We start from the raw sequence: 14,508 nt of genomic DNA, 5'->3' as shown, positions 1-14,508 counted from the left end.
AAAGGTTCACCGCGACGATTGATCGCTGGAGTTCCAAAGACATAATAAACGCCGGGGTCTTCCACTCCGGCGTTTTTCGTTATGGCGGGGGCATGAATCTCAACGGTCTGAAATTCTGTGTCATTGGCGGCGGGATCGGCGGTCTGGCCGCAGCACTGGCGCTGCGGCAGCGCGGGGCGCGGGTGACGGTGTTGGAACAGGCTCCGGCGCTGACCGAGGTCGGGGCAGGGTTGCAGATCAGTGCCAATGGCATGGTGGTTTTGCGGGCTCTGGGGGTGGTCGGTGATGAATCCGAGGCCGGATTGCGTTCGGCCGGAACTGTCCTGAGGATTTTCGCAAAGGGCGCGTCATCAGCCGCGTTGCCGGGCCAACAGCTGGGCCGACCTATTATTATCACCGCGCCGATTTGTTGGATCTCCTGCACAACGCGGCAGAACGGGCAGGGGTCGACATCCGGTTGGATGCGCGCGTTGTCGAGGTATGCAAGCACCCGGGCGAGGCCGAAGTCATTCTGGCCTCTGGTGAGAGGCTGCGCGCCGAATGTACGATTGCCGCCGATGGGGGCCGCAGCCTGATCCGCCCGCTTCTGAACGGGCAGGAAACGCCGGAGTTCACCCATCAGATCGCATGGCGCGCGACCGTCCCCTGGTCCGAGCGGGCCGAGGCCGCGCGTGCCTCATTGACGATGGGACCGGGCCGTCACGTGGTCAGCTATCCTTTGCGCGATCAAAGCCTGATGAATATCGTTGCCATAGAAGAGCGTTCGGACTGGCGCGAGGAAGGCTGGCGCCGTCAGGGTGATCCGGACGACCTGCGCAGTCGGTTTGCCGATTTCGGAGGACCGGTTGGCGATTTGTTGTCTCAGGTGGAGGAGGTCCATCTTTGGGCTCTGTTCCTGCGCCCGGTGGCGGAATGCTGGCAGAATGGTCGGCTGGCCCTTCTGGGTGATGCCGCCCACAACGCTGCCATTCATGGCGCAGGGGCCTGCCTGGCGCTGGAAGATGCATGGGGCCTGATCCGTGCCTTCGAGGGTCAATCCGGTGTGGCGCAAGCGCTAACCGCTTACGAAGCATTGCGCCGTCCGCGCGCCCGACGGGTGGTTGCCGCCGCGAATGCGAACGCGCGCAATTTCCATCTGCGTGGTCCCATGCGTCTGGCGGCACAAGCGGCCCTGTCGGTGATCGGATCGCGATTGTCGCGCCGCTATGACTGGATTTACGACTACGACGCGACCGCGTGATCGGTCAAAGGTCCAGATCCACCCAGACCGGTACGTGATCAGACGGTTTCTCGTGCCCCCGCACCTCGGCATCGATCTGACAGTTTCGCATCAGATCAGCGGCCTGCGGGGTCAGCAGAAAATGGTCGATCCGGATACCGTCATTGCGGTTCCACGCACCAGCCTGATAGTCCCAGAAAGAGTAATGGCCGGGGCCCTGCGTGCGGGCGCGGAAAGCTTCGGTGAATCCCAGGTTCAGAATCTTCCGGAATGCGGCACGACTTTCGGGGCGAAACAGGGCATCCTCACGCCAGGCCTCAGGCCGTTTCGCATCTTCTGGCTGCGGAATGATGTTGTAGTCTCCGGCCATCAGCGCCGGTTCCTCAGCGGCAAGTAGGTCGCGCGCCCGATCGAAAAGCCGCTCCATCCAGGCAAGCTTATAATCATATTTCGGACCTGGCACCGGGTTCCCGTTTGGCAGATACAGCCCGCAAATCCGCAATGCCTGCTTGCCCACGACAGTCGCTTCGATCCAACGCGCCTGTTCGTCTGAATCGTCGCCAGGCAATCCCCGCGTCACATCCTCGAGCGGCAGTTTTGACAGGATCGCAACGCCGTTAAAGCTCTTTTGCCCGTGGGTTTCGACATTATATCCACGCTCTTCGAACATCTCGCGTGGGAAGTTTTCGTCCACCGACTTGATCTCTTGCAAAAGCACAACATCCGGTTGCGCCTCATCCAGCCAGCGAGGCAGAGCTTCGGCCCGCGCTTTGATGCCATTGATGTTGAATGTGGCGATTTTCATGCGCGATCCTCCGAAGCCTTATGGCAACCTATCGCGCAGAACGGGCCCAACGGCAAGTCGAGAGCGGGGGCGAGGCTCTGCCTCGCGCTCCGGTATATATTTAGCCAGATGAAGTAACGGATCCTTAACCAGAAGTATGAAGAATGATCTGGCGGTACAGACGGGGACGCCGATGACCGCGCCAGATGAAGCTCTCTGATCTTTGCTGGTCAGAGAGCGGATCCCTCTTCATCTGGCTAAAAATATCCTGGGGTGTGGGGGCAATGCCCCCACCGGTGGTTACATCGAAAACGACGTACCGCAGCCGCAGGAGGAGGTGGCGTTCGGATTCTCGATCACAAACCTCGCGCCGATCAGTTCCTGAGTGAAGTCGATCACGGCATTTTCAAGAAACGGCAGCGATATCGCGTCAACGATGACCTTCTGGCCCTTGCCTTCCAGCACAAGGTCATCCTCTTTCGGTTCGTCCAGCGCGATTTCATATTGAAAACCGGAACATCCCCCGCCTTCTACCGCGACGCGCAGGGCCTGGCCCTGATCCGCTGCGCCGATCTCGGCCAGCCGGTCAAAGGCGCGATCTGTGACTTTTGGGGGCAGATTCATGCCGGTCTCCAAAGGTTTATTTCCTCAGCGCTGTACAATATATGAAACCTGAAGACAGGCGACAAGGACAAGACCTTTGAACAGAGCGGGTTTTGCCTCGGATCCAGGCCGCGCAAGGGGGCGGCTTGTACCAGAGGAAGAAAGCAGCTTCCGGTCATGCTTTCAGCGTGATCGCGACCGGATCATTCACGCCAGCGCGTTTCGGCGGCTCAAACATAAGACACAGGTGTTTGTTGAGCATGAGGGCGACAGCTACCGCACCCGTCTGACGCATTCCATCGAAGTCGCGCAGGTGGCGCGGACCATTGCCGGCGCGCTGGGACTGAATCCGGAACTGACTGAGGCGGTGGCACTGGCGCATGATCTGGGGCACACGCCGTTTGGGCATACGGGCGAGGATGCGCTGCACGCTTTGATGCAGCCATATGGCGGGTTTGATCATAACGCGCAGGCCATTCGCATCGTTACCAAACTGGAACGCCACTATGCCGAGTTCGACGGCTGTAACCTGACCTGGGAATGTCTGGAAGGGATTGCCAAACACAACGGCCCCGTCATTGGTGATTTGCCCTGGGCTTTGGCCGAGTGCAATCAGGGCTTTGATCTGGAACTTCATACCCATGCGAGCGCCGAGGCACAGGTGGCCGCGCTTTCGGATGACATTGCGTACAACAATCACGACCTGTTCGATGGGTTGCGCGCCGGTTTGTTCAGTGACGCCGATATTCAGCAACTTCCGATCATTGACGCCTGTTTTGCCGAGGTGGATGCCAAGTATCCAGGGTTGGACACCTATCGCCGCCGACATGAGGCGCTTAGGCGGGTGTTTGGCGTGATGGTCTCGGACGTGATCGACACGTCGCGCGGGCTGATCGCCGCCTCTGGCGCGCAGTCGGTCGAGGAGATCAGGTATCTGGGTTACCCGGTCATTCAATTTTCGGATGACCTATGGGCGCAACTCAAGCAGATCCGGGCGTTCCTGTTTTCGCGCATGTACCGCGCACCCAGCGTGATGCAGGTGCGTGCCAAGGTCAGCAAAGTGGTTGAGGAGCTGTTTCCCATCTACCTGAACGACCCGAAACAAATGCCCGGTCATTGGCACAGCGATATCGAGGCGGCGGCGGACGAGACGGCGCTGGCCCGGATCGTCTCGGATTATATTGCGGGCATGACCGACAGGTTTGCGCTGCAGGATCATGCCCGGCTGACCGGGGATCACTCGATCGCGATATAGGCGATGGCCCAGACCTGCTGGCTGGCCTGCGTCTGGGCCAGTTCGGCATCATCGGTTGGCGGGAAGACGATCATTGTGGGGCCATAGCCACCAATGCCCATGGGCACGCCATCCGCATGGGTGGCCACGATGGGTTGATGTGCGTTGATGCTCTGCCATGGGATTTCCGCCTGATAGCCGTCCAATGCCATGGGCAGCGCAGATTTGCCTTCGGCCCCGGCCATCTGCATCACCTCGGACAGCAGCGGTCCCGAGAAAACATAGTCGCGCTGGTTCTCGGACGGGCCGTAGGGGATGGTGATCTCGACCTGCTCCAGCCCGTCCAGCATGGTCGCATCGAAACCTGCGGCACCGGAATGTGTGACTTCGAGGTAACCCAACAGGCCGCCGTCATTCTCGGCGCGCGCGGGAAGGTTGGTCTGGGTGACGGCGCCGCCCAGGGTCAGGATGACGTGACCTTCGGGGGTGGGCAGTTCGGCCCAGGCGGGCAGGGCGGTGGACAGAAGCAGGGCAAGGGGCAGGATACGGCGCATGTGATCTCCGGTGTTGGTGGGGGCGGTTCCGAGATTACCCGGCATATGCGCCAAGCCAAGCGCAAACTATAGGCGTCCATTGACCTTGCCGTGATGCGTGTTAAACCGCCCGGCAAGCAAAAGGACATCCGAAATGAACCTGTTTTCCGAGATCCGCTCTCTGGTACTGGACGCGCTGGCGCAGATGCAGTCCGAAGGCGCGCTGCCCGAGGGTTGAGCTTTGACAACGTGGCGGTCGAACCGCCGCGCGATACGGCGCATGGCGACATGGCGACCAATGCGGCGATGGTGCTGGCGAAACCGGCGAAGATGAAGCCGCGCGATATTGCCGATGTGCTGGCCGGAAAGTTGGCTGCGGACGACCGGATCACCAGTGCCGAGGTCGCGGGGCCAGGGTTCCTGAACCTGCGTCTGGCTCCGTCTGTCTGGCAGGGCGTTCTGGCGGCGGTGTTGGAGCAGGGCACCGACTATGGCCGCTCGACCATGGGACAGGGGCTGAAAGTGAATGTCGAGTATGTTTCGGCCAACCCCACTGGCCCGCTGCATGTGGGTCATACGCGGGGGGCCGTCTTCGGCGACGCTTTGGCCAGTCTGCTGGCCTATTCCGGCCATGACGTGACCCGCGAGTATTACATCAACGATGGCGGCGCGCAGGTGGATGTTCTGGCGCGGTCGGCCTACGAGCGTTACCGCGAAGCCAACGGGCTGAGCCCCGAGATTGCCGAGGGCTGTATCCCGGCGACTATCTGATCCCGATTGGCGAGGCGCTGAAGAGAAATACGGCGACAGCCTGATCGACAAGCCGGAAAGCGATTGGCTGGAAGAGCTTCGGGAATTCTCGACCGACGCGATGATGGACCTGATCCGCGCTGACCTGAAGGCGCTGGGCGTCGAGATGGACGTGTTCTTCTCCGAGAAATCTCTCTATGGCACCGGTCGGATTGAGGCGGCGCTGCAGTCGCTGACCGACAAGGGCCTGATCTATGAAGGCGTTCTTGAACCTCCGAAAGGCAAGAAGCCCGAGGATTGGGAACCGCGCGAGCAGACCCTGTTCAAATCGACCGAGCATGGTGATGATGTGGACCGTCCGGTCAAGAAGTCGGACGGCAGCTGGACCTATTTCGCCCCCGATATCGCTTACCACTATGACAAGGTGACCCGTGGCTTTGACGCGCTGATCGACGTGTTCGGCGCGGACCATGGCGGCTATGTCAAACGGATGAAGGCGGCTGTATCGGCGCTGTCCGACGGCAAGGTGCCGCTGGATATCAAGCTGACGCAACTGGTGAAGCTGTGGAAGAATGGTGAGCCGTTCAAGATGTCCAAGCGGGCCGGGAATTTTGTCACCCTGCGCGATGTGGTCGATCAGGTTGGCCCTGATGTAACCCGTTTCGTGATGCTGACCCGTAAGAACGATGCGCCGCTGGACTTCGATTTCGACAAGGTGCTGGAGCAGAGCCGCGAGAACCCGGTGTTCTACGTGCAATACGCCCATGCCCGCGTGATGAGCGTGCTGCGACGCGCCGCCGAGGCCGGGATTGCGGCAGACGATGCGGCGCTGAGCGGGGCTGATCTGAGCAAGAATGACCACGCCTCGGAACTGGCCGTGGCCAAGAAACTGGCCGAATGGCCGCGTCTGGTCGAGATTGCAGCGCGTACCAACGAACCGCATCGCGTTGCCTTCTATCTGTATGAACTTGCAGGAGATTTCCACGCATTGTGGAATAAGGGCAACGATGAAACCCAGTTGCGTTTCATCCAGGATGGCGATGTTGCCACAAGCCAGTCGAAAATCGCATTGGCCCGCGCTGTTTCTGTTGTGATTTCAGCGGGCTTGGGTATTCTTGGCGTTACCCCGGCGCAGGAGATGCGGTAACAAAATCGCCCGAACCGCCGGTACGAGGTAGGCAAGAAATGACCCGCGCGCCATCTTTTTAAGGCGCGAAACGGGCGGTGAGGCGGATATGGCACGTTACGATTACTCGGGGCAGGCAAGCCCCGAGCAGATGGATTACTCGAATCAAGCGCATCCTGAGAATGCGTATGACTATTCAGATGAGATGTACGACTATGAACCGGTTCCGCGCGCGGGCGCCGGGTTTGGCCGTATTGTCAACGTTCTGGGGGCGGTCGCGTCGCTGGCGCTGGTCGCGGGCGTCGGCGTCTGGGGGTACAAGCTGGTGATGCGTGACGTCAGCGGAGTGCCGGTTGTGCGCGCCGCCGAAGGGCCGATGCGCATCCAGCCTGAAAATCCGGGCGGTACACCTGCGGATCATCAGGGCCTTGCAGTGAACACTGTGGCCGCTGTCGGAACCGCCGCACCCCCGGCGGATCGGCTGATCCTGGCCCCGCGCCCTGTGTCGCTGACCGATGAAGACACCCCCATGGCCGCGCTTGAGGCCACCAATGCCGTGCAGGTGATCGAAGAACCCACCACCGATCAGGCTGTCGTGAACGCGCTGGTCGAAGGCCTCGCCGCCGATACCCAGACCGAACAGGTGCAAGAGCAGGGCGTTCAATTGGCCTCATTGGTCACGCCCGAGGATGAGCCTGCGATTGATCCCGCCGATCTGGCCGCTCAATTGCCCGACCCGAAGATTGCGGCCTTGCCGGGTGTGCGCCGATCGCTGCGCCCGCTGGTGCGTCCGGCCCGTGCAACCCGCAGCTCGATTTCGTCGAACAGCGCCACCGAGGCGGCGATCAATGCCGCCGTGAAGGCCGCCGTAGGTCTGGATGTTGATCCGGATACCCTGACCAAGGGTACGCGGCTGGCGCAGCTCGGGGCCTATGAAAGCAACGATGTGGCGCAAGCGGAATGGGCGCGTTTGAATAGCCGGTTTGGCGAATATATGAACGGAAAACAGCGCGTTATCCAAAACCTCAAGCGGCGGTCGCACCTTCTATCGGCTGCGCGTCATGGGGTTCGATGATCTGAGCGACTCGCGTCAGTTCTGCGCCGCGCTGGTGGCGCAGGGGGCCGATTGCATCCCGGTCGCCGTCCGGTGAGCTTTGGCGCCGTCATCTCCGATGCCGAAGGGCTGCGCCTGACGCCGGATGAGAGAGCCTTGTTCAAAGAGATGAACCCGTTCGGGTTCATTCTGTTTGCCCGCAATATCGAAAGCGCCGATCAGGTACGCGCCCTGTGCGACGATTTCCGCGAAGCGGTGGGCCGCAATTGCCCCATCACGGTCGATCAGGAGGGTGGGCGCGTGCAGCGTCTGCGTGCCCCGATTGCGCGCGAATGGCTGCCTCCGCTGGATCACACCGCCAAAGCTGGCGATCTGGCCGAACGTGCTATGTACTTGCGCTATCGCCTGATTGCGCATGAGCTGTTCGAGCTGGGCATCGACAGCAACTGCGCCCCGATGGTGGATGTGGCGCGGCCTGATACCCACGCCTTTCTGCGCAACCGCTGTTATGGCGATGATGCGGTTACGATCGGTAAGATCGGGCGCGCCGTGGCGCAGGCGCATCTGGATGGGGGCGTCCTGCCGGTGATGAAACACATGCCGGGCCACGGCCGCGCGACGCTGGACACCCATTTTGACCTGCCGCGCGTCGAGCTGCCTCTGGACGAGTTGACCCGGACGGACTTTGCGCCATTCCGGTCGCTGAACGATCTGCCGATGGGAATGACGGCCCATCTGGTGTTTGAACAGATCGACGCGACCCCGGCCACAATTTCCGCCCCGATGATGCAGGTGATCCGCGATGTGATCGGCTTTGAAGGGCTGATCATGACCGATGACATCACCATGAAAGCGCTCAGCGGCACTGTGCCCGAACGCTCGCGGCAAGCGCTGCAGGCGGGCTGCGATGTCGTCTTGCATTGCAATGGCAGCTTTGACGAGCGTCGCGCCGTGCTGGAAACCGCAGGCCAGATGACGCAGGCGGCACAGTCCCGCGCAGATCGCGCGCTGGCCATGCGCAAACCCCCGGCGGAACTTGACATCCAAGCCGCCGAAGCGGAACTATCTGCCCTAATGGGCGGGCAGGTGTATGCAGGATAACCTTTTTAGCGAAGACCCGGTCTCGGTTGCCGATCGGCTTGCGGCCGAAGCGCTGATCGTTGACGTCGACGGGTTCGAAGGCCCGCTGGACGTGCTGCTGACCCTGTCTCGCACGCAAAAGGTGGACCTACGTAAAATCTCGGTCCTGGCGCTGGCGCAGCAATATCTGACCTTTGTCGAAAAGGCGCGGCAGCTGCGGATTGAACTGGCTGCGGATTATCTGGTGATGGCGGCGTGGCTGGCCTTTCTCAAATCCCGCCTGCTGCTGCCGCCTGACCCCGATGACGAAGGACCCTCGGGCGAGGAACTGGCCGCGCATCTGGCGTTCCAGCTTGAGCGTCTGCAGGCCATGCGCGACGCCGCCGCACGGCTGATGGCACGTGACCAGTTGGGGCGCGACTTCTTCAAACGCGGGCAGGGCGAGGATGTCACCCGCATTCGCACCGTGACCTATTCCGCCACGCTGCTGGACCTGATGCAGGGCTATGCCCGCATTCGCACCCGCGATGAATTCCGCCCCTTCGTCATGGACCGCGACGCCGTCTTCACGATGGAGCAAGCGCTGGAACGGATGCGTCCGCTGATCGGTTTCGCGGGGACATGGACGGATATGGAGACCTATCTGCCCGACGGCTGGGATGCTGACCCGGTACGGCGGCGCTCGGCCACGGCGGCGACCTTTGCGGCCTCGCTGGAACTGGTGAAAGAAGGACATATGGAGATCAAGCAGAGCGAAACTTTCGCCCCGATCCATCTGCGCAAGAGGACCGAAACCCGTGACTGACGCCCCCGAAGAAACCGGCACCCTGTTCGAAGCGCCCCCGTTGGCGGAACAGGAACGTATGGTCGAGGCGGTGCTGTTCGCCAGCGCGCAGCCCGTGACCATCGCCGATTTAGAGGCCCGGATGCCCCATGGCAGCAATGCGGCACAGGCGGTCGAATCGCTGCAGAAGCGTTATGAAGGGCGCGGTGTGCGCGTGGTCCGTGTGGGTGAGGCCTGGGCCATTCGCACCGCCCCCGATCTTGGGTTCCTGATGCAAAAGGAAACCGTCGAGACCCGCAAGCTGAGCCGCGCCGCCATTGAGACGCTGGCCATCGTCGCCTATCACCAGCCCTGTACCCGGGCCGAGATCGAAGAGATCCGCGGCGTTTCCGTGTCGCGCGGCACTATCGATCAGCTGCTCGAGATGGAGTGGATCAGGCTGGGCCGCCGCCGCATGACGCCGGGCCGACCGGTGACATTTGTTGTGACGCCCGAGTTTCTGGACCATTTCGGATTAGAAAATGCCCGCGATCTGCCGGGTCTGAAAGAGCTTCGCGCAGCCGGGTTGCTGGAAAACCGCCCACCTCCGGGCGCAGTGCCGTTGGGCGAGGGGCAGGAAGAAGACGCGGATGAGGATCAGACCGAGTTGTTCGAGGAAGAGTGATCGAACAGCCCTTTTGTTGCCGCAGAACGGCACTATTGTAGGGCGCAGGAAACGGAGTTGAGCCAATGAATGCCAATCGGATCATCGACATGATCATACGTCAGGTGACGCGCCGGCTTGTGAACCATGGGATCGACAAGGGGTCGATCTGGCAAGCCGGGTAGGCCGCAAGCCGGGGGAGACCCAGACACCAAACAGCCCCGAAGCTGACCGCCAGATGCGTGACACCACCGCGCGCCAGAAGCAGAGCGCCAATCAGATGAAGCAGGTCACACGCCAGATGCGGCGTTTCATCAAGTTCTGAAACTCAGCTTACGGGCTTGAAATGTTTGGACAGTTTCAGCCCCTGACCCTGATAGTTCGAGGCAATGCCCGCACCATATAGCTGCGTCGGCATCTCGGCCATTTTCTCATAAACCAGCCGTCCGACAATCTGTCCATGCTCCAGCACGAAGGGCGCCTCGTGGCAGCGCACTTCCAGAACGCCACGCGATCCCGCGCCGCCCGCCTCGGCATGGCCGAAGCCGGGATCGAAGAAGCCTGCGTAATGCACGCGGAACTCACCTACCATGGCTAGATAGGGGGCCATTTCGGCGGCATACATCGGCGGGATATGCACCGCTTCGCGGCTGACGAGGATGTAGAATGCGCCGGGATCAAGGATGATGCGCCCGTCCTTTGTGCGCACCTCTTCCCAATATTCCTGCGGGTCATATTCGCCGATCCGGTCCAGATCGATCACCCCAGTATGGGGCTTGGCGCGATAGCCCACCAGATCGGTATCGGGCAGCTGCAGATCGACCGAAAAGCCCAAACCGTCCTGAATGACGGCGGGTCCGTCAACCAGCGGTGTCTGCGCATGCAGGGTGGTCAGCTCCGCGTCGCTCAGCACCGCCTGCCCCTTGCGGAACCGGATCTGGTTCAACCGCATTCCGGGCCGGACCAGAACCGAGAAGGACCGCGGGCAGATTTCAGCAAAAAGCGGGCCGGTATAGCCTGCGGGGACCCGGTCAAATTCGGTACCGCCATCGGTGATGGTACGGGTCAGCAGGTCCAGCCGCCCGGTGGAGCTTTTGGCGTTGGCCACCGCACTGACATCATCGGGCAGGGCGAGCGATTCCATCAGCGGCACCAGATAGACGCAGCCTTTTTCCAGAACGGCCCCGTCGGTGATGTCGATGCGGTGCATCTCGAACTCGGTCAATCGGTCCGCGACCGAGCGTCCTTCGCCTGCCAGAAACGAGGCACGCACCCGGTAAGCCACTGTACCCAAACGCAGATCAAGACTGGCGGGCTGTACCTGCGCCGGAATGACCTCCGGGCTTGCGGTGATTTCGCCGCGTGCGATCATCGCTTCAAGCTGCTGGTTCGGGCATACACCTGTCATCTCGATCCCCTCTGCTGCCAGAGCGGGATCTGGCCTATGTGCCATAAACGTCGGTGTGATTTGGTCGGGCTAGCAGGACTCGAACCTGCGACCTTCCGTCCCCCAGACGGACGCGCTACCAGGCTGCGCCATAGCCCGACGTTGAGGTGTTCATAAAGACTTTCCCGGCGGGGGCAAGAGGAAATCATCGCCTTTTTTGCTATCCCGCCGTGCGGTGTTCGACACGATCCAGCCACTTGCGCAGGTCTTTGGCGATCGGTGCGATCTGATGCAGCAACTCGTCGTCATACTCGGCCCGATTCCACGCCAGCGAGGCGATTCCACCCATCAGCGGAGCCTCATCAAGCGCGTCCGGCTGCGGTGGTTGTTCCACAGCCTCGGGCTTGGCGGGCTGAACCGGCTCGCCCAGATCCATGTCGATCTGATCTGCGGGCTCGGCCGGTTTCGCGGTGAAGGGGACAACCGTGCTGTCAGCGGCGGATTCGGGTTCGGCGTCATCCAGCGCCGGGGACAAAGACGCCACATGCGCGACGCCCTGCTCGCGCAGGATACGCTGGACACCCTTGATGGTGATGCCATCCTCGTGCAGCAGTTTCTTGATACCACCCAGCAGGCGCATGTCATTGGGGCGGTAATACCGCCGCCCTCCGGCCCGTTTGACCGGTTTGACCTGCGTGAACTTGCTTTCCCAGAAGCGCAGCACATGAGCCTGAACTCCGAGCCAATCCGCAACCTCACTGATCGTGCGAAATGCGTCGGGGACTTACTCATAACACAGATGTCCTGAACTTATTTACGGTTTCCTGCGGCAACGCGATCCTTCATCAGATGCGATGGGCGGAAGGTCAGTACGCGGCGGGGCTGAATCGGAACCTCTTCGCCGGTTTTGGGGTTGCGTCCGATGCGGGCGGTTTTGTCCCGAACGCTGAAGGTACCGAAAGACGAAATCTTCACCTGTTCGCCACGCACCAGCGCGTCGGACATGTGGTTCAGTACGCTTTCGACCAGTTGCGCGCTTTCATTGCGTGACAGGCCAACCTCGCGGAAGACGGCCTCGCTAAGATCCATTCGGGTCAGTGTTTTATCGCCCATGCTATTTCCCCTGTTGATGGTAGAGCATATGGCGATGCGAAATTCGCTGTCAATATCAATGAATTGCGAGCGGCTTTGTAAGCCGGATTGCGCCGGTTACCAGCGCAATGCAACCGCGCCCCAGGCCAACCCGCCGCCGATGGCTTCGGTCACGATCAGATCGCCTTGCTTGATCTGCCCCTGCTGCTTGCCAACCGAAAGGGCCAGCGGGATGGATGCTGCCGAGGTGTTGCCGTGATCCTGTACGGTCACGACCACCCGCTCCATCGGCAGGCCCATTTTCTTGGCGGTGCCCTGAATGATGCGGATATTGGCCTGATGCGGCACGATCCAGTCGACATCATCGCTGTTCAGACCCGCACGCTCCAGCGCAACCTCGGCGGTTTTGGCCAGTTTCTCGACCGCGTGGCGGAATACCTGATTGCCCTGCATCCGCAGATGACCGGTCGATTGGGTCGAAACCCCGCCATCGACATAGAGCAGGTCCTTGTAACGCCCATCCGAATTCAGGTCGGTCGCGAGAATGCCGCGATCGTCGGACGTGCCTTGTCCTTCCTGCTGTTCCAGCACCAGAGCGCCGGCACCGTCGCCGAACAGAACGCAGGTCGACCGGTCGGTCCAGTCCATGATTCGCGAGAATGTCTCGGCCCCGATCACCAGCACGCGCTTGGCCTGACCCGATACGATCAGCGCGTTGGCGTTGCTGAGCGCAAAGACGAACCCGGCGCAGACGGCCTGCACGTCAAAGGCAAAGCCTTTGGTCATGCCCAACCGGGCCTGCACCATGGTTGCCGCCGAAGGGAAGGTCAGATCCGCGGTCGAGGTCGCCAGAACAATCGCGTCGATATCGTCTGCCGTCAGACCCGCGTCGGCCAGGGCAGCCTCAGCCGCTTTTGTGGCCAGATCTGATGTGGTCTCATCCTCGGCAGCGAAATGCCGCCGCTCGATCCCCGAACGGGTGCAGATCCATTCATCCGTCGTGTCCAGCGTTTGTTCAAACTCGGCGTTTGGCACAACGCGTTCCGGTAAATAATGCCCGACACCTACAACAACTGAGCGGCCTGCCATGCTGGGGTACTGCCTTTTTTGTTATTATTCCGATTGAGTCACGGAATGCGCCGCATCTTGTGCAAGTGCGGCAGTTGATGCAACCCGTGCTGCCAGTTTTTCCGCAAAACCGGATTCAGCCAGCGTGAAGGCCAGCTTGATCGCGGCGGAAACGCCGGTGGCGTCCGCTCCGCCATGGGATTTCACCACGGTTCCGTTCAGACCCAGAAAGACGCCCCCGTTGACGCGGCGCGGATCGATCCGCTTTTTCAGTCGGTTCAACGAGGTGATCGCCAATATTGAGGCCAGTCGCGACAATGGCGAGTATTTGAACGCCTCGCGCAGCAAGTCACCAATCAGGTTGGCGGTGCCTTCACCGGTCTTGATCGCGACATTGCCTGTGAACCCGTCGGTCACGATCACATCGGCCTTGTCGCCGGGGATATCGCTGCCTTCGACAAAGCCCACGAACTCGAAATTCGCCTGATCGGCAAAATCCGAGATCATCGCATGTGCTTCTTTCAACTCGGCGCGGCCCTTGTGCTCTTCGGTGCCGACATTCAGCAATCCGATCCGGGGGCGGCTCAGCGCCATGCCGTTGCGCGCATACGAGGCGCCCATCAGCGCATATTGCAGCAGATCCTTGGCGTCGGCGCGTACATCCGCACCTACGTCCAGCATCACGTTGAATCCGTGCGGATTGCGCGAAGGCCACAGAATCGCGATGGCGGGGCGGTTGACGCCGGGCAGCTTGCGCAGCCGCAGCATCGACATCGCCATCAACGCACCCGTGTTGCCGCAGGAAACCGCGCCATGGGCTTCGCCCTGACGCACCGCCTCCAGCGCGGACCACATCGAGGTGTTCTTGCCGCTGCGGACAACCTGGCTGGGCTTGTCCTCCATCGTGACCACATCGGGGCAATCACGAAAAACGACGCGCCCGTCAAGGACACGCCGTTTGGCAACCAGCTTGCGCAGCTCCTGTTCCTGCCCGTGCAGGATGAACCCGATATCGGGGTTCTTGTTCGCAGATTGGGCAATGCCCGCCACAACGACGGCGGGCCCCGAATCTCCGCCCATAGCGTCAACCGAGATGATGATCCGTCCGGTCTGCGTAGGCTGATCCGTCATGCCTTGGCCTGCGTCCAATC

General features: G+C 61.2%; 15 protein-coding genes, 1 tRNA gene and 2 pseudogenes. 9 read left to right on the top strand and 9 right to left on the bottom strand.

Annotated features, from left to right (window positions below; genetic code table 11):
- Positions 1–92: 92 nt before the first annotated feature.
- Together ACR3E4_RS17910 and ACR3E4_RS17905 are read left to right on the top strand one after the other, a co-directional pair.
- Positions 93–254 (top strand): annotated as a pseudogene (locus ACR3E4_RS17910) (FAD-dependent oxidoreductase); the annotation flags it as partial.
- A gap of 152 nt (positions 255–406) precedes the next feature.
- The gene (locus ACR3E4_RS17905) at positions 407–1,240 is read left to right on the top strand and encodes an FAD-dependent monooxygenase (RefSeq protein WP_480567103.1); all 834 of its coding nucleotides are present in this window, start codon (positions 407–409) and stop codon (positions 1,238–1,240) included.
- A 4-nt stretch (positions 1,241–1,244) separates the two neighbouring features.
- On the opposite strand, the gene xth is transcribed toward ACR3E4_RS17905, so the two are convergent.
- On the bottom strand, positions 1,245–2,024 hold the full coding sequence (xth, locus tag ACR3E4_RS17900; RefSeq protein ID WP_480531930.1) for an exodeoxyribonuclease III: 780 nt from the start codon (positions 2,022–2,024) through the stop codon (positions 1,245–1,247).
- Positions 2,025–2,303: 279 nt separating this feature from the next.
- Positions 2,304–2,627: a HesB/IscA family protein gene (locus ACR3E4_RS17895; protein WP_480531932.1), complete on the bottom strand. Its 324-nt coding sequence runs from the start codon at positions 2,625–2,627 to the stop codon at positions 2,304–2,306.
- A 76-nt stretch (positions 2,628–2,703) separates the two neighbouring features.
- Here ACR3E4_RS17895 and ACR3E4_RS17890 point away from each other — a divergent pair, with 76 nt between their 5' ends.
- Positions 2,704–3,861, top strand: a complete 1,158-nt coding sequence (locus ACR3E4_RS17890; protein ID WP_480531934.1) for a deoxyguanosinetriphosphate triphosphohydrolase — start codon at positions 2,704–2,706, stop codon at positions 3,859–3,861.
- On the opposite strand, the gene ACR3E4_RS17885 is transcribed toward ACR3E4_RS17890, so the two are convergent.
- Positions 3,843–4,439 carry a putative pterin-binding protein gene (locus tag ACR3E4_RS17885; protein ID WP_480567037.1) on the bottom strand — a complete coding sequence of 199 codons (597 nt, stop codon included), beginning with the start codon at positions 4,437–4,439 and terminating at the stop codon, positions 3,843–3,845. The genes ACR3E4_RS17890 and ACR3E4_RS17885 overlap by 19 nt on opposite strands.
- An 88-nt stretch (positions 4,440–4,527) precedes the next feature.
- Here ACR3E4_RS17885 and argS point away from each other — a divergent pair.
- From argS to scpB, 6 genes and pseudogenes are all read left to right on the top strand, one after another.
- A pseudogene (gene argS, locus ACR3E4_RS17880) lies at positions 4,528–6,270 on the top strand (arginine--tRNA ligase).
- 88 nt (positions 6,271–6,358) lie between these two features.
- Positions 6,359–7,324 (top strand): SPOR domain-containing protein, encoded by a 966-nt coding sequence (locus tag ACR3E4_RS17875; RefSeq protein ID WP_480567102.1) that lies wholly within the window; start codon positions 6,359–6,361, stop codon positions 7,322–7,324.
- Positions 7,311–7,400 (top strand): hypothetical protein, encoded by a 90-nt coding sequence (locus tag ACR3E4_RS17870; RefSeq protein ID WP_480567101.1) that lies wholly within the window; start codon positions 7,311–7,313, stop codon positions 7,398–7,400. The genes ACR3E4_RS17875 and ACR3E4_RS17870 overlap by 14 nt, the downstream gene beginning before the upstream one ends.
- On the top strand, positions 7,397–8,404 hold the full coding sequence (gene nagZ, locus ACR3E4_RS17865) for a beta-N-acetylhexosaminidase (RefSeq protein WP_480531942.1): 1,008 nt from the start codon (positions 7,397–7,399) through the stop codon (positions 8,402–8,404). Before ACR3E4_RS17870 ends, nagZ begins: the two co-directional genes overlap by 4 nt.
- On the top strand, positions 8,394–9,188 hold the full coding sequence (locus ACR3E4_RS17860) for a segregation and condensation protein A (protein ID WP_480531944.1): 795 nt from the start codon (positions 8,394–8,396) through the stop codon (positions 9,186–9,188). The genes nagZ and ACR3E4_RS17860 overlap by 11 nt, the downstream gene beginning before the upstream one ends.
- Positions 9,181–9,831 (top strand): SMC-Scp complex subunit ScpB, encoded by a 651-nt coding sequence (gene scpB / locus ACR3E4_RS17855; protein ID WP_480531946.1) that lies wholly within the window; start codon positions 9,181–9,183, stop codon positions 9,829–9,831. The genes ACR3E4_RS17860 and scpB overlap by 8 nt, the downstream gene beginning before the upstream one ends.
- A gap of 307 nt (positions 9,832–10,138) precedes the next feature.
- Here the strand turns inward: scpB and ACR3E4_RS17850 are convergent, their stop codons facing one another.
- From ACR3E4_RS17850 to plsX, 6 genes are all read right to left on the bottom strand, one after another.
- Complete coding sequence (locus tag ACR3E4_RS17850; RefSeq protein ID WP_480531950.1) at positions 10,139–11,218, bottom strand: 2'-deoxycytidine 5'-triphosphate deaminase; 1,080 nt, start codon at positions 11,216–11,218, stop codon at positions 10,139–10,141.
- A 61-nt stretch (positions 11,219–11,279) separates the two neighbouring features.
- A tRNA-Pro gene (locus tag ACR3E4_RS17845) sits at positions 11,280–11,356 on the bottom strand.
- Positions 11,357–11,417: 61 nt separating this feature from the next.
- The gene (locus tag ACR3E4_RS17840) at positions 11,418–11,921 is read right to left on the bottom strand and encodes a MerR family transcriptional regulator (protein WP_480567100.1); all 504 of its coding nucleotides are present in this window, start codon (positions 11,919–11,921) and stop codon (positions 11,418–11,420) included.
- Positions 11,922–12,007: 86 nt separating this feature from the next.
- Entirely contained in the window at positions 12,008–12,310 is a 303-nt protein-coding gene (ihfA, locus tag ACR3E4_RS17835; protein ID WP_008755922.1) for an integration host factor subunit alpha, read from the bottom strand.
- Positions 12,311–12,406: 96 nt separating this feature from the next.
- Positions 12,407–13,378, bottom strand: coding sequence for a beta-ketoacyl-ACP synthase III (locus ACR3E4_RS17830; protein ID WP_480567099.1), 972 nt, complete (start codon positions 13,376–13,378; stop codon positions 12,407–12,409).
- 24 nt (positions 13,379–13,402) lie between these two features.
- Positions 13,403–14,488 carry a phosphate acyltransferase PlsX gene (gene plsX / locus ACR3E4_RS17825; RefSeq protein ID WP_480531956.1) on the bottom strand — a complete coding sequence of 362 codons (1,086 nt, stop codon included), beginning with the start codon at positions 14,486–14,488 and terminating at the stop codon, positions 13,403–13,405.
- Positions 14,489–14,508 lie beyond the last annotated feature (20 nt).

It is taken from the genome of Ruegeria sp. AP11 (assembly GCF_056535865.1).
This window is presented reverse-complemented; position numbering and strand designations above follow the sequence as displayed.

Coding starts and splice junctions, on each gene's coding strand:
- xth (WP_480531930.1), bottom strand. CDS start 2,024: ATGAAAATCGCCACATTCAACATCAATGGCATCAAAGCGCGGGCCGAA.
- ACR3E4_RS17895 (WP_480531932.1), bottom strand. CDS start 2,627: ATGAATCTGCCCCCAAAAGTCACAGATCGCGCCTTTGACCGGCTGGCC.
- ACR3E4_RS17885 (WP_480567037.1), bottom strand. CDS start 4,439: ATGCCGGGTAATCTCGGAACCGCCCCCACCAACACCGGAGATCACATG.
- ACR3E4_RS17875 (WP_480567102.1), top strand. CDS start 6,359: ATGGCACGTTACGATTACTCGGGGCAGGCAAGCCCCGAGCAGATGGAT.
- ACR3E4_RS17870 (WP_480567101.1), top strand. CDS start 7,311: ATGGGGTTCGATGATCTGAGCGACTCGCGTCAGTTCTGCGCCGCGCTG.
- ACR3E4_RS17860 (WP_480531944.1), top strand. CDS start 8,394: ATGCAGGATAACCTTTTTAGCGAAGACCCGGTCTCGGTTGCCGATCGG.
- ACR3E4_RS17850 (WP_480531950.1), bottom strand. CDS start 11,218: ATGACAGGTGTATGCCCGAACCAGCAGCTTGAAGCGATGATCGCACGC.
- ihfA (WP_008755922.1), bottom strand. CDS start 12,310: ATGGGCGATAAAACACTGACCCGAATGGATCTTAGCGAGGCCGTCTTC.
- ACR3E4_RS17830 (WP_480567099.1), bottom strand. CDS start 13,378: ATGGCAGGCCGCTCAGTTGTTGTAGGTGTCGGGCATTATTTACCGGAA.
- plsX (WP_480531956.1), bottom strand. CDS start 14,488: ATGACGGATCAGCCTACGCAGACCGGACGGATCATCATCTCGGTTGAC.